Genomic DNA, 22433 nt, shown 5'->3' on the forward strand with positions numbered 1-22433 from the left:
GGACTGAAATGAGCCTAAGCAAACAGCACTATCCATTGACACATGCACAGAAAAGAATTTGGCAAGTCGAAGCCATGTACCAGGGGACGGCAGTTGCCAATCTTGCGGGTCTAATTAAATTAGATGGCACATTAGATATTGATATTTTCCAGAAAGCTGCTAATCTGCTTGTTTCCTTAAATGATTCTTTAAGAATTCAAATGAAGCGTACCGAGGAGGAAGAAATTGAACAATACTTCGCTGAAGATACTGAAAAAGTTTTTGAATTGCATGATTTTAGTGAAAATGGCGGTGAAGAAAGGGCTCGTGAGTGGTTTGAAAAACAGAAACGCATTCCGTTTGCTCTATTAGATAGTCCGCTATACCGTATTTCATTAGTTAAAATAGAAGAAAGAAAATTTTGGATTTTTGTAGTGGTTCATCATATTGTAATCGACGGAATCTCTTTAAATTTAATTGGGAATGAGTTTCTTGCTATTTTGGAACAATTGGAACGGGGAACTTTTGAAAGACCACATAAACATTCGTTTCTCCAACATATTGAGAATGAGGAACGTTATTTGAGTTCTAAGCGATTCAGTGAAGATGAATTATTTTGGAACAATCAGTATAGCACCATACCGGAGCAAGTGCGATTAAGTGCGTCTAATCCTTTTTTAGTCAGTACCACCAGCAGGAGGATTACTACAATTATTCCTCAAGAAATGAGAGACCGTTTAAAAGCATTTGAACAGGAATATAATTCCTCAATTTATAATACTTTTTTGGCTGGATTGTATCTTAGTTTATACCGAATGACCTCCATTCCGGATCATACGATTGGTGCATTTTATTCCAACAGAGTCAATAGAGAAGAAAGACAGATGACAGGCATGTTTGTAAGTACGGTTCCTTTTCGTATGATCATACAGCCGGAAAACAATTTTTTGGACTTCTTGAAGGAAGTTCAGAAAAAGGCAAGAACCATTTTGCGGCACCAGAAGTACCCTTACGATCTTTTACTTAATGCTCTGCGAGAGAAACAGTCTGGTATAGAAAGATTGTTTGGGGTCTCAATTCTGTATCAGAGTTTTGATTGGAGCGAAATTGCTTCTTTTTTTGAACAATTGTTTACTGAAGATGAGACCCATGATTTTATTATTAAAATTCATCACTACCTGCATAATGATGAAATCCATATTAACGTCGATTATAGGATTGAAATGTTTTCAGAAAACGAGATTACTTCTTTCATTGAACAAATGATTGAAATTTTAAATTATGTGTTGAAGTTCCCCCAGCATGAAATTGATATTATGACGGTTGCTGAGAAAAAGCAGCAATTACTTGGTTTCAACAACACGGCAGCAAGCTTCCCAGTCGACAAGACGATTCACGAGCTATTCGAGGAGCAGGTTGAAAAAACACCTGAGCAAGTGGCGCTCCTCTTCGGTGCCGAGCGGGTAACTTATCGAGAATTGAACAATCGGGTTAATCGAATGGCGGTAACGCTGAGGCAGAAAGGCGTGGGTCCAGACCGCATCGTGGGCATTATGGCTGAGCGATCGGTCGAAATGATCGTTGGCATTTTGTCCATTCTTAAAGCGGGTGGAGCCTATTTGCCCTTGGATTCAACGCATCCGGACGACAGGCTGGCCTATATGTTACAAGATGCCAATGTCTCATTGTTGCTCATACAGCCGCATTTACAAGATCGTCTCGGCTCGAATGGGATTTTATACGGTGGGGAAGTTGTTCTTTTGCTCGCTCAAGAGGCGGGGGATAGTGGGGAAGCAGTGGAGAATCCGGCTCCACTATCGACGGCGGCCGACTTGGCCTATGTGATTTATACTTCGGGATCGACAGGGCAACCCAAAGGTGTGGCGGTAGAACACCGTTCAGTCGTGAATCGGTTAAAGTGGATGCAAAAGCGTTATCCGTTGACGGTGGATGATGTGATCATGCAAAAAACGCCGATTTCTTTTGACGTATCGGTTTGGGAATTGTTTTGGTGGGCAATGGAAGGGGCTTCCATGTGCTTGCTTCAACCGGGCGAAGAGAAGGACCCTCATGCAATTACCGGGGCTATTGCCGAATACCGGGTCACGACCATGCACTTTGTTCCATCTATGCTGAATTCGTTTCTCGGATATTTAGAAACGAGGGATAACGAAACCGGCAGGTTGTCTTCTTTACGCCATGTATTTGCTAGCGGTGAAGCGCTTGGAGTTATTCAGGCAAAGCGGTTCTATCAACGGATTACGACAGAACACGGCGCGAAGCTAATCAATCTGTATGGACCGACTGAAGCGACTGTAGATGTTACCTATTTCGACTGCGATGCATCGGATGATCGAAGCTTCATTCCAATAGGCAAGCCGATCGATAATACCCGAATTTATTTGCTGAATGAAGGGATGCGTTTGCAGCCTTTGGGCTTGATCGGGGAGATCTATATTGCAGGCGAAGGCGTGGCAAGAGGTTATTTGAACAATGCCGAATTGACCGCGCAAAAATTCGTGGAAAATCCCTATAAGCAGGGAGAGCGAATGTATCGGACGGGAGATTTGGCCCGTTGGCTGCCTGATGGAAACATAGAATATATTGGACGAATGGATCATCAGGTGAAAATACGCGGTTACCGAATTGAGCTCGGAGAGATCGAGTCAGTCTTGCTGGAATATCCCGTTATTAAGGAAGCGGTCGTGACAGCAAGGAAGGATGACCATGAAGACCATTATATGTGCGCATATGTGGTATCAGCCGATCATATTCAGCCTGCTGCATTACGGGAATGGTTGGGGAATCGGCTCGCCAACTATATGATCCCTTCATTTTTTGTTCAATTGGAGCACATGCCTTTGACCCCGAACGGGAAGCTGGACCGGAGGGCATTGCCGGCGCCTGAGAAGGGAGCAGCAGGAGCTGAAGTGTATGTGGAGCCGCGCACTATGTTGGAAGCGAAGCTGGTGGAATTATGGAGCAGTGTGCTGGATGTGAATCGGATAGGGGTTAAAGATCACTTTTTCGAAAGAGGCGGCCATTCTCTGAAGGCTACCAAGTTGATTGCCCTTATGCACAAAGAATTAAAGGTAACGGTTCCGCTTAAAACGATCTTTCAATATCCAGTGCTGGAAGAAATGGCTTCAATCGTTGAGAGGCTGGAAAGGGAAGGATACTCGGAGATCAGCACGATCGAGGAAAGCGCTTATTATCAGGTTTCTTCCGCACAGAAGCGAATGTATGTATTGAATCAGGTGGATGGGTCGGGGCTTGGATATAACATGTCAGGCATCTTCGAAATAACGGGACATGTTGACGCAGAGCGTCTGGAGCAGGCATTTGCCCAGCTGATCCTTCGTCATGAATCTCTGCGCACATCGTTTTTGATTGTAGACGGAGTCCCGGTACAGCGTGTGCAGGCTGATGTGAACTTCAAGCTTCATGCAGAAGATTGCTTACATGCTGTCGGGGAGTCCGACATTAGAGAACGGCTGCAATCGTTTGTGAGGCCGTTTGATTTGGAGCAAGCCCCTCTGCTTCGAGTAGAATTGCTTGAACGGTCGTCAGACCATCACATTCTAATGTTCGATATGCACCATATCATCTCGGATGGCGTGTCCATCATGCGAATAATAGATGAGGTCAGCCGTTTCTACGCAGGGGAGAGCTTGCCGGAGCTGCGAATCCAATATAAGGATTATGCGGCGTGGCAGCAAAAGGAGCTCGAAAGCGAAAGGATGCGCCGTCAGGAAGCCTACTGGCTGGAGACGTTCGCGGACGAGATTCCGGTACTGAATCTGCCGACGGATTACGGAAGGCCGGCGTTGCAAAGCTTTGACGGGGGAACGGTGCATGCCGCGCTTGCAGAAGAAGCGATGAAGGGCTTGCGTAGGATCGGCGCGGAGACAGGAGCGACCTTGTATATGGTGCTGCTAGCTGCGTTCACCGCTTTTCTGGCGAAATATTCGGGTCAGGAAGATATTGTAGTGGGAACGCCGATTGCAGGCCGTCCGCATGCGGATCTGGAGCCGATCATTGGCATGTTCGTCGAGACGCTGGCGCTGCGGAATTATCCGCGAAGCGATTTGACGTTTCTCTCCTACGTGAAGGAGGTCAAGCAGCGGACGCTGGAAGCGTTCGAGCATGGAGACTATCCGCTTGAGGAATTGATCGACAAGCTGAATGTCCAGCGGGATATGAGCCGGAATGCGCTGTTCGATGTCATGTTCTCTCTGCAGCATAAGGAAGAGGCTGTCGAGCGCTTGGTCGGACTGGCTATAAAGCCGTATCCGCTGGAGCAGGCGACCGCGAAGTTTGATCTGACGCTGCATGCGGAGGAAACGGAGGGAGACGGCCTGATCCTCGGGCTGGAATTCGCCACATCGTTGTTCACACGGGAGACGGCGGAGCGGATGCTGCGCCACTTCCTGCAGCTGACGGCCGAGCTGGCCGCAAGTCCGGAGAAGCGAATAGAGGAAGCGGGCATGCTGGCGGAGGAAGAGCGGAAGGAGCTTCTGCTGGCAGCCTGTCCGGTAGCTGCCGCCCCGCGCGCGGACAAAACGGTGAGCGAATTGTTCGAGGAGCAGGCGGAGCGGACGCCTGCGCGTCCGGCTGTGAGGTTCGGAGCGGACAGCTTGACCTATCTGGAGCTGAATGAACGGTCGAACCGGCTGGCAAGAGCGCTGCAAAAGCGGGGCGTCGGTCCGGAGAGCATCGTGGCGATTCTTGTGGAGCGGTCGGTGGAGATGGTCGTCAGCATGCTGGCGGTGCTGAAGGCGGGCGGTGCTTATCTGCCGATCGATCCGGATTACCCGCAGGAGCGAATCCGGTTCCTGCTGGAGGACTCGGCGGCGAAGACGGTCGTGACGCAGCCGCAGCTGGCGCGGCTGCTGGAAGGCAGCGAAGCGGAGCAAGTCATTGCGCTGGAGGGCGATCTGCTTGCGGAAGAGGAAAGCGGGAATCTGCCGCGAGCAGCCGGAAGCGACAATCTGGCGTATGTGATCTACACGTCGGGCTCGACGGGACAGCCGAAGGGCGTCATGATCGAGCACGGTAATTATACGGCGATGGCGTATGCCTGGCGGTCATCGTACGAACTGGATTGCTTCGAGGTAAGAGCGCTGCAGATGGCGAGCTTCTCCTTTGATGTGTTTGCAGGAGATGTGGCTCGGACGCTGCTGTGGGGCGGGGAACTGGTTATTTGTCCGAATGAGGCAAGATCCGACCTGAGAGCCCTGTCGGAGCTGATCGACGAGCATCGGATTACGATCATGGAATCGACGCCGGCGCTGGTGATGCCGCTGCTTCGGTATCGGGAAGAGAACGGCCGAGGGATGGGTGAATTGAGACTGCTGATCATCGGCTCGGATACGTGTCCGGCTGGGGAGTTCAAGAAGCTGGTCAGCAGCTACGGCGCGACGCTCCGCATACTGAATAGCTACGGTGTGACGGAATGCTGCATCGATTCGAGCTATTACGAGACGGGAGAGAGCCCGCTCAAGGAAGGCGGGAACGTGCCGATAGGCAAGCCGCTGCCGGGAGTCGGCATGTACGTCCTCAACAGAGGAATGGAGCTGCAGCCTGTCGGCGTGATGGGCGAGCTGTGCATTGGCGGAAGCGGAGTTGGGCGCGGCTATTGGAGAAGACCCGAGCTGACGGCTGAGAAATTCGTGGATCATCCGTACGCGGCGGGCGAGCGTCTATACCGGACGGGAGACTTGGCGAGACGGCTGCCTGATGGCAACATCGAATACTTGGGTCGCATGGACCAGCAGGTGAAGATTCGGGGCTACCGGATCGAGCTGGGCGAGATTGAGGAGAGTCTGCAGGAGCAAGAGCAGATTCGGGAAGCGGTTGTAACGGTAAGAGAGGACGCGCAGGGCGAGCGTTACTTGTGCGCGTACGTGACGGCGTCAGACGAGCTTGATCTAACGGCTTTGCGGAGCAGGCTGAGCGAACGGCTGGCAAGCTACATGATTCCGAGCTACTTCGTGATGCTGGAGGAACTGCCGTTGACACCGAACGGGAAGCTGGACCGGCGGGCGCTGCCGGCGCCGGAAGAGCAGGCGTCTGGAACGGCGCCGTATGTCGAACCGCGAACAGCGCTGGAAGCAAGTCTGGCCGCCATCTGGCAGAGCGTGCTGGGTGTTCCCCGTATCGGAGCAAAGGACCATTTCTTCGAGAAGGGCGGTCATTCATTGAAAGCTGCCGTTCTGGCGTCGCGCATTCATAAGGAATTGCAGATCAACGTGCCGCTGCGCACCATTTTTCAATCTCCTGTTCTTGAACAGCTGGCGGCTGCTGTCTTGGATTATTCCGGGCAAAAGTTCGTCGAGATTACCCGGGTTAAGGAGAGTCCTTATTATCCTCTGTCCTCGGCGCAAAAACGGATGTACATGTTGAATCAATTGAGCGAAGCGGATGCGGGCTACAATATTACAGGCGCATATACTATAGAAGGCGAGCTGGATAGAGCGCGTTTGGAGCAGGCGTTCCGCAAGTTAATCTGGCGTCATGAATCTTTAAGGACATCATTTCATATGGTGGACGGCGAGCTGGTTCAAAAAGTGCATGAAGAAGTCGACTTCCGTATAAATATCCAGTCAATTGATGGAACCGGACAGGCTGAAATCCGCGAGAGGCAGCTAATGTTTATACGCCCGTTTGATTTAAGCCAAGCTCCGTTGCTTAGAGTAGAACTGCTGAGACTGTCATCCGACCGACATATTATTATGTTTGATACGCATCACATTGTGTCGGACGGTTTGTCTATCGGTTTATTAATTGGCGAAATAGGCCGTCTCTACAACGGAGAAAAGCTTCCTGAACTGCAATTGCAATATAAAGACTATGCCATTTGGCAGCGCAAACTAATGGACAGTGAAGTCATGCGCAACCAGGAAAGGTTCTGGCTCGGAGACTTTAAGGGAGACATGCCGGTGCTGGAGCTTCCAACCGACTTCGCCAGACCGGCAATACAGCGCTTTGAAGGGGATGCGGTCTACTTCGATATTCCGCAGGAGACAGATGAAGGGCTTCGTCGAATTGCAGATATGACCGATTCGACCTTGTATATGGTGCTGCTGGCTTCCTACTCTATCTTGCTGGCTAAATATTCGGGCCAGGAAGAGGTAGTGATAGGAACGCCTGTCGCAGGTCGGCCTCATGCCGATTTGGAAAGCTTGCTCGGACTGTTCGTAGGTACGCTACCTATGAGAAGTTATCCAACTGGCACTAAGCGGTTCATCGAATATGTAAGGGAAGTGAAGGAACGCGTCCTGCAAGCTTTCGAGAATCAGGATTATCCGTTCGAAGAATTGGTCGATAAGCTGAATGTGCCAAGCGATCTCAGCCGAAACCCTGTGTTCGACGCCATGTTCGCATTCGACAATACGGGGCAGGGAGAGCCGGAATTGACGGGTCTTCGCTTGCTTCCGCTCCGGAATGCGAAGGAATTTGCTAAATTCGATCTCAACCTCCAACTGACACAATCGGCAGGCGGCTTGAACGGGCGACTCTTGTTCTCTACCGCGTTGTTCCGGCCGACTACGGCGCAGCAGATGGTTGACCGGTTTCTCGTTCTATTAGCTGAAGCGGCGAAGCGGTCTGAGCTTCCTATCAAAGATATGGCATGGTTCTCAGCGGAAGAAAAAGAGCGTCTGCTTGGATTTCCGGCAATGACGCGGAATTACCCGCTAGATAAGCCGGTACATCAATTATTCGAGGAAATCGCATACCGGACGCCGGAAGGGATCGCCCTAGTAATGGGAGAGCAACGGCTGACGTATAGCGAGCTTAACGAGAGGGCGAATCATTTGGCCCATTTTCTCGTTTCCAGGCGTGCCGAACGGGGCGACACCATCGCTTTATACATGGAACCGTCCGTTGAGATGATTATCGCATTGATAGGTGTGATGAAAGCGGGCTGCGCTTATTTGCCGCTAGACCCTGAGCACCGACAGCAGAAGAGACAACTGCTTATGCTTCAGGATAGCAGGGCTCGACTTCTCCTAACGACACGGGAGTGCGGGGCCGAGCTGTCTTTTGCGGACCAATGCGAAGTGGTTTACGTCGATGAGGAAGCCGGAATGTCGGCTGATCGACCTAATCATCCGGCAGCGTCTGATGATTTGCTTTATATCATCTATACTTCCGGCACTACGGGCAAGCCTAAGGGAGTAAAGGTTCGACATCGGAACATTGTCAATTACAGCTCTTGGTTAATCGAACAGGCTGGACTCCATAAAGCGGATAAAACGGCGCTGCTCTCCTCTTATGCCTTCGACTTGGGATATACGGGTTTGTTCGGTTCGCTATTAAGCGGAGGAGAGCTGCACCTGCTGGCCAGAGAGCAGTATGCGGATCCGAGTGGGCTTCATCGGTATATAAGCGATCATGGTCTGACGTATTTGAAGATGACGCCTTCTTTATTCCATATGCTGGCGTCCTATGAGGGTGGAACAGAGGAGCATGACTTAAACAACAAACTGCGTTTGATCGTGCTTGGAGGAGAAAAAGTAAAGACGGATGATATTGAGCGATACGCAAGTCGTCATCCGCATATTCGCTACATTAATCATTACGGTCCTACAGAAACGACGGTCGGCTGTATTGCGCATCCGATCCCGATGGAGGATTGGGAGGCATACAAAGAGCAGCCTGTCATTGGCCGGCCGATTGCGAATACGCGCATCTTTATTGTTGATGAATCGATGAATCTGCAGCCTATAGGCGTTTACGGGGAAATCGTCGTTGGAGGAGAAGGGGTAACCGCCGGATATGAGCAGCAGCCCCTGTTGGACAGTGGAGGATTTACCCAGATCAAATATTCGGAATCGCCCGTTTATCGTACGGGGGATATAGGAAGGTATTTGCCGGACGGAACGATTGAACTGTCAGGACGCAAAGATACGCAACTGAAAATACTTGGTTATCGGGTGGAGCTAGGTGAGGTGGAAGCTTGTATTCGAAAGCTGCCTGGCATTTCAGATGCGGCCGTGGTCGGTTTTGACCTAGATGCATCACCTTACTTATGCGGGTATTATGTCTCGACAGAAACGATCGAAAGCTCGGAAATCCGCCAGATGCTGGCGTTAGTCTTGCCTAGCTATATGATACCCGCTTTCCTGATGGGGGTCGTAAGCATTCCATTAACCCTTAACGGGAAAGTAGACAAGAGCGCGCTTCCAATGCCGCAGGGCGGCGGGACGGACAACACCTTTGTGGCGCCGCGCACCTTGCTCGAAAGCCGTCTTGCCGATATGTGGAAAAGCGTGCTTGGCATCGAGCAGGTAAGTGTTAAAGATCATTTCTTCGAGCTAGGGGGCCATTCTTTAAAGGCGACTACCCTAGTGGCGCGAATGTTCAAAGAATTGCAGGTCAATATGCCGCTTCGAACAATTTTCCAAGCGCCTACGCTGGAAGAGTTGGCCGGTAAAGTTGCGAATATGGCACGCCGGCACCATACGTCGATTAAGCCGGTCGAACCGAAACCGTATTACCCTGCTTCTTCGGCACAGAAGCGAATGTATATTTTGAATCAATTAAGCGGCGCCAAGCTCAGCTATAACATGCCCGGATATTATCTCATTGAGGGAGCGCTTGACGTTATACGTTTGGAGCAGGCTTTCCATGCGTTGATTCAGCGCCACGAATCGCTGAGAACCTCGTTCGATATGATGGCAGGGGAACCGGTACAGATTGTGAAGGATGATGTTCAGTTCGCTATCGAATTTGAGGATCTATATGTAGCGGACTGGGATACGATCGAAGCGCGCTTGCGCTGCTTTGTAGACGAATTCAGCCTGGAGGAAGCTCCGTTGCTGCGAGTCGGACTTCTGAGATTGGCTGCAAACCGTCATATTTTGATGTTCGATATGCACCATATAATAACGGATGGCGTATCCATCGCCCTGATGTTGAAGGAACTGAACAGTCTGTATATTGGCGAAGAGCTCCCGCGCCTCGCTTTGCAATATAAAGACTATGCGGTGTGGCAGCGGCGGTTGGAGGACAGCCACGCGATGCTCGAGCAGGAAGCTTATTGGAAGGGAATATTTTCTGGAGAACTTCCAACGCTTGAATTGCCGACGGATTATCCTCGTCCGGCTGTCCTTAGCTTCGAAGGAAGCACGATGAGTTTTACGCTTGATGAGGAGATCGTCACAGGGCTCCGCCGCATATCCAGGCAAACTGGCGCAACCTTGTATATGGTGCTGTTTTCGCTCTTTTCTATTTTGTTGTCTAAATATGCAGGACAAGATGATATTGTGGTCGGAACACCGGTCGCAGGACGTCCCCATGCCGATTTGGAATCCATGATTGGAATGTTTGTTGGAACTCTTGCGATTAGAAGCTGTCCTTCCGAAGAAAAAACATTCATTGACTATTTGGGCGAAGTGAAAGAGCTGACTTTACAAGCCTATGAAAACCAGGACTATCCGTTCGAACGACTGGTCGATAAGCTGAATGTCCAAAACGATATGGGCAGAAATCCGTTGTTTGACGTTATGTTCGTCATGCAGGACAGGTCAACGGCTACCGAATTAGGGGCGTTGCAGGTAACGCCGTATTACTCGGCTGACCGGACTGCCAAATTCGATCTGACCTTGTCAGTTGCCGAGCAAGACGATCAACTTCGTTTGTCGATAGAGTATAGAACTTCTTTGTTCCAAAAACAAACCATCGAACGAATGGCTGGGCATTTGTGTCAATTGATTGCCGAAGCTGTGTCGCGTCCGGAGCAGCAGCTGCGGGAGCTGGAGATGCTGACCGAGCAGGAGCGCATGCAGGTGCTTTATGACTTCAACGATACAGCGGCAGGTTATCCGGAAGAACAAACGATTCATAGCCTGTTCGAAGAGCAAGCGGCTAACCGTCCTGATTATGTAGCGGTCGCTTTCGGTGAATCTCGAATGATCTATCGGGAACTTAATGCCCGCGCCAATCGGATTGCCAGGACACTGCGGAACCAAGGGGTTCGGCGCAACGACATCGTTGGACTTATGACTGACCGTTCGGTGGAGATGATTGCAGGCATACTAGGAATCCTCAAAGCGGGAGGAGCCTACATGCCGATTGACCCTGATTACCCAGTCGATCGGATCGAGTATATGCTTAGCGATTCGGGCGCATCCGTATTGGTGACAGATAACGGAGATTGGCTTGCAACCAGCACTGGAAAGTTTAAAGGAATCACCTTGGATATACGTCATATCTGGATAGATGAACAGATTGAAGCTGAAGATGTAGAGCGGGTGAACACCAGCGATGACCTAGCCTATGTGATCTATACTTCGGGTACGACAGGCTTGCCAAAGGGTGTTTTGATTGAACATCGGAATGTAGTGAGGCTGTTGTTCAATGACCGAACACTGTTCGACTTCGGGGCTCATGATGTGTGGACATTGTTTCATTCGTATTGTTTTGATTTCTCCGTATGGGAAATGTACGGAGCACTGCTCAACGGAGGTAAGCTTGTCATTATCCCTACCTTGACGGCACGGGATGCAAGAGCTTACTTGAAATTATTGGAAGATGAACAAGTTACAATTGTGAATCAGACGCCGTCGGCATTCTATCAGCTAGCAACTGAAGCATTGCACCTGAAGCCTGAATTGCGCATACGGAAGGTAATCTTCGGAGGAGAAGCGCTGGAGCCGCTGCAGCTGTTGGCGTTCAATGACGCTTATCCTAACCTAAGACTTATCAACATGTATGGAATTACCGAAACGACGGTTCATGTCACATGCAAAGAGCTGGCGAGAGAGGACCTTGAGCTGGGCCGCAGCAATATCGGCCAACCGATTCCGACATTGCAGGCTTATGTGCTGAGTAAGGATATGAAGGTATTGCCGATAGGCGTTCCAGGCGAGCTGTATATCGGCGGCGATGGGGTAGGCAGAGGATATTTGAACCGTGAAGAGCTTACGGCGGAACGTTTTGTCGCCAATCCGTTCATCGAGGGTGGCCGGATGTACCGCACAGGCGATTTAGCAAGATGGACGGCCGACAGCAGTCTGGAGTACATGGGACGTTTGGATCAGCAGGTGAAAATCCGGGGCTACCGGATTGAACTGGGCGATATCGAGTCGCAGCTTCTCCGGATTAACGGAATAAATGAAACAGCTGTTCTAGCCCGAAAAGATGACAACGGTCACTCTTATCTGTGCGCGTATCTGGCAGCTGAAGCTTCTGTTGACGCCAACGCGCTGCGGCATGAATTAAGCAGTCGTCTTCCGGGGTATATGATTCCTTCTTTCTTTGTACAGGTAGCCCGTATGCCTATAACATCTAATGGAAAATTGGATCGGAAAGCGCTGCTCGCCATAGAGGGAGAAATTTTAACCGCGGCGCCTTACCTCGCTCCGCGTACAGAGATGGAGATTAGGCTCGCCAGCCTGTGGTCGGGTGTTCTAGGGATTGACAAGATCGGGGCGAAGGACAATTTCTTCGAACGTGGGGGGCATTCTCTAACGGCTGCCACGTTGGCGGCAAGAATGCACAAAGAGTTGAATATTAATGTACCGCTTCGCACCATTTTCCATCATCCGACTTTGGAGGGACTTGCGGAAGCGCTGGAGCAGCTCGACTTCCAACGATTTACAGGTTTGAAGCAGGCAGAGGAGATGTCTCATTATCCTGTTACTGGAGAACAGCGCCGACTGTACATTTTAAGCCAGCTTGGCGAGACGGAACTCGCATACAATATGCCGGTCCAGTACAGTATCGAGGGTCCGTTTGAGCGCGAGAAGGTAGAGCGGACGATCCGGCAATTAATCGTCCGGCATCAAATACTGCGCACCTCATTTGAACTGGTGGATGGAGAGCCAGTACAGCGTATTCATGATCAAGTTCCGTTCGAGCTTGAATTCGAGAGGCTTTTATCGGGGACAGAAGAAGACTTTACCCGCTATGCGAAAGCTTTCGTAAGGCCGTTCGATTTGTCGGCTGCTCCGCTTCTTCGTGTCGGATTGCTGGAGTTAGGGCCTGAGCGGCATATGCTGCTATTCGATATGCATCATATTATTTCCGATGGCGTATCGATGTCGGTATTGGCCCAAGAGTTCACCCGATTGTATGCGGGCGAGACACTCGCTGAGCCGGGGCTTCAGTACAAAGATTACGCTGTCTGGCAAAGAAAGTGGATGGATGGCGAAGGAATGCGGAAGCAAGAAGCTTACTGGCTTGCACAATTTGCCGGAGAAATCCCGACGATGGAATTGACTGTGGATTATAGGCGACCGTTGGCGCGGACTTTCGAAGGAGAGTTTCTGGACATTGAGATCGATAGGGCGCTGACAGCTAAGCTGCATCGTCTCGCTTCCGATACAGGGTCCACTCTATACATGCTTCTTTTGACTGCTTTCACGGTTTTGCTTTCGAAGTATAGCGGGCAAGAAGATATTATCGTGGGTACTCCGGTAGCTGGAAGACGCCATGCCGATTTGGAGCAGATGCTTGGCATGTTTGTCGGCACGCTTGCCTTGCGGAATTATCCGTCTCGCAATAAGCCGTTTCTGGATTATGTGCGAGAGGTCAAAGAAAGGACCCTGGAAGCATTCGAGCATCAGAATTATCCATTTGAGAAGCTGGTAGAGCAGATCGATGTAGGAAAAGATTTAAGCAGAAATCCGCTTTTTGACACCATGTTCATTATGCAGAATATAGAGCAGGCAAGCATTGAGCTGGGTGGTCTCAAGCTTACTTCCATCGAACCTGCCCACCAATTTGCAAAATTCGATTTAACTTTGATCGCGTCGGAACATGAACAGAAGCTTATGTTGCGATTCCAGTACAGAACGTCTTTATTCGCAAAGCAAACGATCGAGCGAATGGCCGGTCATATGAATCAATTGCTTTGTCAAGCGGCAGAGCGTCCGGAGCTTCACTTATCCAGCTTGGAGCTCATGACAGCTTCGGAGCGGAAGATCATATTGGATCAATTTAATTATACGGCAGCGGCGTACCCGTCTGGGAAGACCATTCATGAATTGTTCGAGGAGCAAGTAGAGAGGACACCGGATCAAATTGCTGTTGTATTCGGTCAATCGCACCTTACTTATAGGGAGCTTAATGCGCTGGCCAACCGAATGGCTGAGAATTTGCGAACAAGAGGTGCAGGGCCTGAACAGGTCGTTGGCCTGTTGGCCGAACGCTCTCTGGAAATGGTTGTGAGCACTCTGGCAGTGTTAAAAGCAGGAGCGGCCTTTCTGCCTATCGATCCGGCTTACCCGCAAGAGCGAATCCGCTTCATGATTGAAGACGCGGCTATCCGGTTGGTGCTAGTCCAACCTCACTTGAACTCTTATGACGTGGATGCAGATTTCGTAGAGATAACGCTTGAACGAAATGCAGCGAGTATGGCTGGGGCTGGCAATTTAACAACAGTCTCCGGTCCCGACAATGCGGCCTATATCATCTATACCTCAGGATCGACGGGCACGCCTAAAGGGGTCGTTGTAGAGCATCGTTCATTAGTAAATTTAAGTGTATGGCATGGGCAATTTTTCAAGGTCAGCCCTGTAGACCGGATTGCCAAATATGCTTCTGACGCCTTTGATGCATCGGTTTGGGAGTTGTTCCCTTATTTGATTGCTGGGGCAAGCGTTTATATTGTTCCCCAGGAAATAAGGCTGGACATCGAGGCGCTTCATCAGTTTTATGCTGTTAATCAAATTACAATCGCGTGGCTGCCTCCTCAAATGTATGAATTGTTGGCAGATACGGAGAATGAGAGTTTGCGGCTGCTATTAACAGGCTCGGATAAAGTGAAGTTGTATAAGCCTGTTTCCTATGAAGTATGGAATACTTACGGACCGACGGAATGCACCGTAATTAGCACGGCTTACCGTCTTGCAGACGAAGTTAGGCGAAGCATACCGATCGGCAAACCGTTGGCGAATACAAAAATTTATATTGTAGATGAACAAATGAATCTGATGCCGATTGGCGTGCCGGGCGAGTTATGCATCGCAGGCGATGGTGTAGCGAGAGGTTATTGGAACAGGCCGGAATTGACGGCAGAGCGGTTCGTCCGGGATCCGTTCTCCGAAGAGGGAAGAATGTATCGGACGGGAGATCTGGCACGGTGGTTACCGGACGGTAACATTGAATATTTAGGCAGAATCGACGAACAAGTGAAAATACGCGGTTACCGGATTGAGCTTGGTGAGATTGAAGCACAACTGCTTCAGGTGCGGGAAATAAAGGAAGCGATCGTATCGACAAGACAGGATGACAACGGTGAATCGTATTTATGCGCTTACTTTGTAGCACATGCAGCTTTAGATATTGCGAAGCTCCGGTCATGGTTAAGTGATCGGCTTCCCGGGTATATGCAGCCATCGTTCTTCGTCCAGCTTGCCCAATTGCCTTTGACGCCGAACGGAAAGGTAGATCGCCGCGGACTGCCTGCACCAGAACAATCCCGATTGAATGAAACGTTTGCTTTGCCGCGTACCGTAACGGAAGTAAAGCTTGCGGAAATTTGGAGAAGCATACTCGGGATTGAGCAGTTAGGCAGAGATGACAGCTTTTTTGATCTGGGAGGGCATTCACTGAAGGCGGCGATGCTTGTTGCTCGTCTGAACAAGGAGCTTCACGTAAGCTTGCCGCTCAGAAGTGTGTTTGAGGCCCCATCTCTATCGGCTATGTCAAAGCGAATTGAAAGCTTGGAGGAGAGTTCTTATACAGCGATAGAGCGGACTGCATTAAGCGGCAACTATTCGTTGTCATCTGCCCAGAAGCGAATGTACATCTTGGATCAACTGGAAGGCGCCCAAACCAGCTACAATATGCCGGCTGTGTATATCATTGACGGCATGCTGGATATTCAGCGCATGGAGAGCGCGCTTCAGGAAATTATTAACAGACATGAATCGATGCGAACGTTCTTCGTACTTGAGAACGGGATACCGGTGCAGCGGGTGCAGGAGAACATTCAGTTCAAGTTGTCGATTGTGGAAGGCGCGGAGACCGGAGATGCGGCCGACGCGGTTCTGAAAGGCTTCGTCCGCCCGTTTGATTTGGGACAAGCTCCACTGTTCCGTTCGGGAGTATCGAGACTGTCAGACGGACGATATTTGTTCTTTTTTGATATCCATCATATCGTTTCCGACGGAATTTCAATGGGCGTCTTGCTGGATGAGTTTGAGCGGCTATACGCAGGGGAGAGCTTGCCGGAGCTGCGAATCCAATATAAGGATTATGCGGCGTGGCAGCAAAAGGAGCTCGAAAGCGAAAGGATGCGCCGTCAGGAAGCCTACTGGCTGGAGACGTTCGCGGACGAGATTCCGGTACTGAATCTGCCGACGGATTACGGAAGGCCGGCGTTGCAAAGCTTTGACGGGGGAACGGTGCATGCCGCGCTTGCAGAAGAAGCGATGAAGGGCTTGCGGAGGATCGGCGCGGAGACGGGAGCGACCTTGTATATGGTGCTGCTGGCTGCGTTCACCGCTTTTCTGGCGAAATATTCGGGTCAGGAAGATATTGTAGTGGGAACGCCGATTGCAGGCCGTCCGCATGCGGATCTGGAGCCGATCATTGGCATGTTCGTCGAGACGCTGGCGCTGCGGAATTATCCGCGAAGCGATCTGACGTTTCTCTCCTACGTGAAGGAGGTCAAGCAGCGGACGCTGGAAGCGTTCGAGCACGGAGACTATCCGCTTGAGGAATTGATCGACAAGCTGAATGTCCAGCGGGATATGAGCCGGAATGCGCTGTTCGATGTCATGTTCTCTCTGCAGCATAAGGAAGAGGCTGTCGAGCGCTTGGTCGGACTGGCTATAAAGCCGTATCCGCTGGAGCAGGCGACCGCGAAGTTTGATCTGACGCTGCATGCGGAGGAAACGGAGGGAGACGGCCTGATCCTCGGGCTGGAATTCGCCACATCGTTGTTCACACGGGAGACGGCGGAGCGGATGCTGCGCCACTTCCTGCAGCTGACGGCCGAGCTGGCCGCAAGTCCGGAGAAGCGAATAGAGGAAGCGGGCATGCTGGCGGAGGAAGAGCGGAAGGAGCTTCTGCTGGCAGCCTGTCCGGTAGCTGCCGCCCCGCGCGCGGACAAAACGGTGAGCGAATTGTTCGAGGAGCAGGCGGAGCGGACGCCTGCGCGTCCGGCTGTGAGGTTCGGAGCGGACAGCTTGACCTATCTGGAGCTGAATGAACGGTCGAACCGGCTGGCAAGAGCGCTGCAAAAGCGGGGCGTCGGTCCGGAGAGCATCGTGGCGATTCTTGTGGAGCGGTCGGTGGAGATGGTCGTCAGCATGCTGGCGGTGCTGAAGGCGGGCGGTGCTTATCTGCCGATCGATCCGGATTACCCGCAGGAGCGAATCCGGTTCCTGCTGGAGGACTCGGCGGCGAAGACGGTCGTGACGCAGCCGCAGCTGGCGCGGCTGCTGGAAGGCAGCGAAGCGGAGCAAGTCATTGCGCTGGAGGGCGATCTGCTTGCGGAAGAGGAAAGCGGGAATCTGCCGCGAGCAGCCGGAAGCGACAATCTGGCGTATGTGATCTACACGTCGGGCTCGACGGGACAGCCGAAGGGCGTCATGATCGAGCACGGTAATTATACGGCGATGGCGTATGCCTGGCGGTCATCGTACGAACTGGATTGCTTCGAGGTAAGAGCGCTGCAGATGGCGAGCTTCTCCTTTGATGTGTTTGCAGGAGATGTGGCTCGGACGCTGCTGTGGGGCGGGGAACTGGTTATTTGTCCGAATGAGGCAAGATCCGACCTGAGAGCCCTGTCGGAGCTGATCGACGAGCATCGGATTACGATCATGGAATCGACGCCGGCGCTGGTGATGCCGCTGCTTCGGTATCGGGAAGAGAACGGCCGAGGGATGGGTGAATTGAGACTGCTGATCATCGGCTCGGATACGTGTCCGGCTGGGGAGTTCAAGAAGCTGGTCAGCAGCTACGGCGCGACGCTCCGCATACTGAATAGCTACGGTGTGACGGAATGCTGCATCGATTCGAGCTATTACGAGACGGGAGAGAGCCCGCTCAAGGAAGGCGGGAACGTGCCGATAGGCAAGCCGCTGCCGGGAGTCGGCATGTACGTCCTCAACAGAGGAATGGAGCTGCAGCCTGTCGGCGTGATGGGCGAGCTGTGCATTGGCGGAAGCGGAGTTGGGCGCGGCTATTGGAGAAGACCCGAGCTGACGGCTGAGAAATTCGTGGATCATCCGTACGCGGCGGGCGAGCGTCTATACCGGACGGGAGACTTGGCGAGACGGCTGCCTGATGGCAACATCGAATACTTGGGTCGCATGGACCAGCAGGTGAAGATTCGGGGCTACCGGATCGAGCTGGGCGAGATTGAGGAGAGTCTGCAGGAGCAAGAGCAGATTCGGGAAGCGGTTGTAACGGTAAGAGAGGACGCGCAGGGCGAGCGTTACTTGTGCGCGTACGTGACGGCGTCAGACGAGCTTGATCTAACGGCTTTGCGGAGCAGGCTGAGCGAACGGTTGGCAAGCTACATGATTCCGAGCTATTTCGTGATGCTGGAGGAGCTGCCGTTGACACCGAACGGGAAGCTGGACCGGCGGGCGCTGCCGGCGCCGGAAGAGCAGGCGTCTGGAACGGCGCCGTATGTCGAACCGCGAACAGCGCTGGAAGCAAGTCTGGCCGCCATCTGGCAGAGCGTGCTGGGTGTTCCCCGTATCGGAGCAAAGGACCATTTCTTCGAGAAGGGCGGTCATTCATTGAAAGCTGCCGTTCTGGCGTCGCGCATTCATAAGGAACTACATGTCAGCCTGCCGCTCCGAAGCGTGTTCGAGGTGCCGATATTGGAGGAGATGTCCGAACGGATTGCCGGATTGAAGCAGGAGCGCTATCAAATGATCCAACCTGTGGAAGAGCGGGACTATTATCCGGTAACTTCCGCGCAAAAACGGATGTACCTTATGAATCTAACGGAAGGGGAGTCCTCCCTTCGTTATAATATGCCCGCCATTTTTACAATCGAAGGCGGCATCGACAAAGAACTTCTCAAAAATGTGATGCGGCAGTTGATCGACAGGCACGAATCCTTGCGAACCTCTTTCCACATGGTAAAAGGGGAACTCGTTCAAATGGTGCACAAGCAGGTTAAATTCCATTTAATGGAAATTGAAGCGACCGAAACTGATCTTGAACGGCATATCCGCTCTTGTATTCGTTCGTTCGATGTCCATGAAGCTCCGCTGCTTCGAGTTGCCTTAATCGAAGTGTCCGAAACTAAGCATACACTCATTTTTGATACGCATCATATTGTGTCTGATGGTGTATCGATGGATGTTTTATTAGAAGAATTTGCTCGGTTGTATGCAGGAGAGGAGTTACCTGAGTCCCTCATTCAATACAAGGATTTTGCGGTTTGGCAGCAAGAGAGGCTGGGTCAGGGAAGTTTAAATAATTCTGAGGATTATTGGCTTAATGTCTATGCTGAGCCGATCAAACAGCTTGAATTAATAACAGACTTTCCAAGGACAGACGTCAGTCAATCGGTCAGCGGCGTGCATTATTTCAATCTCGACAGCCGTGTTCTGGATAAGCTTCGTCGAATTGCAGCTTTAACCGGCTCTACGATGTATATGGTGCTTCTATCTGCATATTCCATACAGCTTTCCAAATATTCCGGTCAAAATGATATCGTCATCGGCTCTCCGTCCGAGGGCAGAACTTATGCGGGGCTGGAGCGCGTAGTAGGCATGTTCGTGAATACATTGGCCATGCGAGTTCATCCACAAAGCGATTTATCGTTTTATGACTACTTGGTGGATACCAGGAAACGAACGTTGGACGCAATTGAGCATCAGGAATATCCGTTTGAGTGGCTGGTAGAGAAGCTGGATCTTGTACGTGAACATAACCGGAACCCGCTGTTCGATACGATGTTTGTTTGGCAAACGGAGCTAGAGCAGTCGTTACAGTTGGACCAATTAAAGCTTATTCCTTGGGAAGGAGATACGGAGAAGAGCTCCAAATTCGACCTTTCATTCATTATTACGGAGAAGGCGGAGGGCGATCCTGTCTGTTGCTTTGAATACAGCACAATGTTGTTCAAACATCAAACCATTGAACAATTCGCAGCAGATTTCATGGAAATACTAGAGCAAATCGGTGCCGAACCTTATATCTGCTTGCAGGATATTGAGCTGAGTCAGGCGGGAACAACGTTCATTCGAAACGGCTTTGCTGAAGTGGATTTTATTTTTTAAGCAGTCGTCCTATTACTTTATGAGTGGAGAGAGAAGGAAGCTTCTCTCTCCACACTAAAGTGGGCTCTCGTAATGAAATTATAGATAGGGTGGGAGTAAGTATAATGGCGAATTATCTAAAGCAGATTCGGTATTGGGAGAAAGCGCTGAGCGAGGAGGATGCAATAACCTATATTCCTTACGATACTTATTCTTCACATTCACATGCTTCGGAAGGGCAGTTCAACCATCATATCCATGAAATGCCGGAAAATTTATCAGAGAGACTGTTCGCAATAGGGAATCGCTCTCATTACACGATATATACGCTGCTATTAGCAGCTGTTCATTGTTTGTTAAGCAAATATACGGGGAATGGAACCGTTATTACCGGTATGCCCGTTATAAGTGAAGCTATCCGATCAGGTGAGGATTCGAATCCGATTATATTTCTCAAAAGCAAGTTCGATGCGACAGATACATTTAAAAATGTACTGGCTCGTATGTCAAGTCAATTGAAAGAGGCGACGGATAATCAAAGCTTGCCGTTTCATGAAATAGCAAAGAGAATTCAACTTTCTTACTCTTCAGAATTGCCAATGGTAGAAACTATCGTCACTTTAACAAATATTCACAGTGAAAAATATCAGCAATCGATTATATCGAATATGATCTTTCTGTTCACTATAGATGGTTCAAATATAGATATGAAAATTCGTTTTAATGAGGTTTGCTATCAAGAGGCAGCGATAGTGAGGCTGTGCGAGCATTTCAATCAGCTTCTGGAACAATTGTTGAGTTTTGCAGACCAGCCGCTAGTGGAACTGGAATGGATCGGCTTCAATGAGAAGAGGATGCTGGCGGCGTTCAACGGGACGGAAGCGCCGTATCCGAAGGAGCAGACGATTCACGGGCTGTTCGAGGAGCAAGTAAAGCGAGCGCCGGAGCGTACAGCGCTGGTGTACGGAGAAGAGCGTCTAAGCTACGCAGAGCTGAATGCCCGTTCGAATCGTCTTGCACGGAGACTGCGGGAGCAGGGAGTCGGACCGGATGAGCTGGTGGGTATCGCGTTGGAGCGGTCAACGAAAATGATCGTGGCGATCTTGGCGGTGCTGAAGGCGGGAGGCGCGTATGTGCCGATCGACCCGAGCTACCCGGAGGAGCGTATCCGCTACACGCTGGAAGATGCAGGAGTGAAGCTGGTGCTGACGCAGACGGATTTGGCGGAGAAGTTGGCGGGCATAACGGAATCGTTGCTGGTGCTGGAGCGCGGGCTGCTGGAAGAAGGAGACGGAACAGATCTGCCGGAGAGGGCGGGAGCAGAGCATCTGGCGTACGTGATCTACACATCGGGCTCAACGGGCCGTCCGAAAGGGGTGCTGATTGAGCACCGGTCGCTGGTGAACTTGAGCGAGTGGCATCGGCAGTTCTACCGCGTGACGGAAGAGGATGTAGCGGCGACATACGCCTCGTTCGCCTTCGACGCGTCGGTGTGGGAGCTGTTCCCGTATTTGATCGCGGGGGCGAGCGTGTGCATCGTGCCGGAAGAGATCCGTCTGGAAATGAAGGAACTGACCGAATTTTACCGGGAGCACGAGATTACGATCGCGTGGCTGCCGCCGCAAATGTACGAGCAGCTGCTGGAGGAGGAAGCGCCCTCGAAGCTGAGACTGCTGCTGACGGGAGCGGACAAGGTGAAAGGGTACAAGCCGGTGCCGTACGAAGTATGGAACACGTACGGACCGACGGAGAGCACGGTTATCTGTACGGCGTACCGGATTGAAGGGGAGTCAGGGAACATTCCGATCGGGAAGCCGTTGTCCAATACGCGGCTGTATGTCATGGATGATCGGCTCAGGGAGCAGCCGATCGGGGTAGCCGGAGAGCTGTGCATCGCGGGAGCGGGCTTGGCGCGCGGCTACCTGAACCGCCCGGAACTGACGGAAGAGAAGTTTGTGCAGCATCCGAACGGAGAGCGGCTGTACCGGACGGGAGATTTGGCGAGATGGCTGCCGGACGGCAACCTGGACTATTTGGGCCGGATTGACGAGCAGGTGAAAATCCGGGGCTACCGGATCGAGCTGGGCGAGATCGAGGCGGTTCTGCAGCGACACGAGCAGGTGAAGGAAGCGGTAGTGATCGCACGTCAGGATAAGGGAGCGGATTCCTATCTGTGCGCGTATGTGGTTGGTCACGGCAAGCTGGAAGCAGCGGAGCTTCGCCGATATGTGGGAAGCCAACTGCCAAGCTACATGGTGCCGGCGTTCTTCG

The 22433-nt window shown here is 51.4% G+C and carries 2 protein-coding genes; both read left to right on the forward strand.

Going from position 1 to position 22433, the window contains the following annotated elements; all coding sequences use genetic code 11:
- Positions 1-8: 8 nt before the first annotated feature.
- Entirely contained in the window at positions 9-20183 is a 20175-nt protein-coding gene (locus tag K0T92_RS21830) for a non-ribosomal peptide synthetase (protein WP_219874614.1), read from the forward strand.
- A 104-nt stretch (positions 20184-20287) separates the two neighbouring features.
- Positions 20288-22433, forward strand: a 2146-nt coding sequence (locus K0T92_RS21835; protein WP_219874615.1) for a non-ribosomal peptide synthetase, incomplete at its 3' end; no start/stop codon positions are given.

Source organism: Paenibacillus oenotherae, assembly GCF_019443105.1.
GTDB classification, from domain to species: Bacteria; Bacillota; Bacilli; order Paenibacillales; family Paenibacillaceae; genus Paenibacillus_Z; species Paenibacillus_Z oenotherae.

What these genes read in the sequence shown, in the direction of transcription:
- K0T92_RS21830 (WP_219874614.1), top strand. Translation starts at nt 9, where the DNA reads ATGAGCCTAAGCAAACAGCACTATCCATTGACACATGCACAGAAAAGA.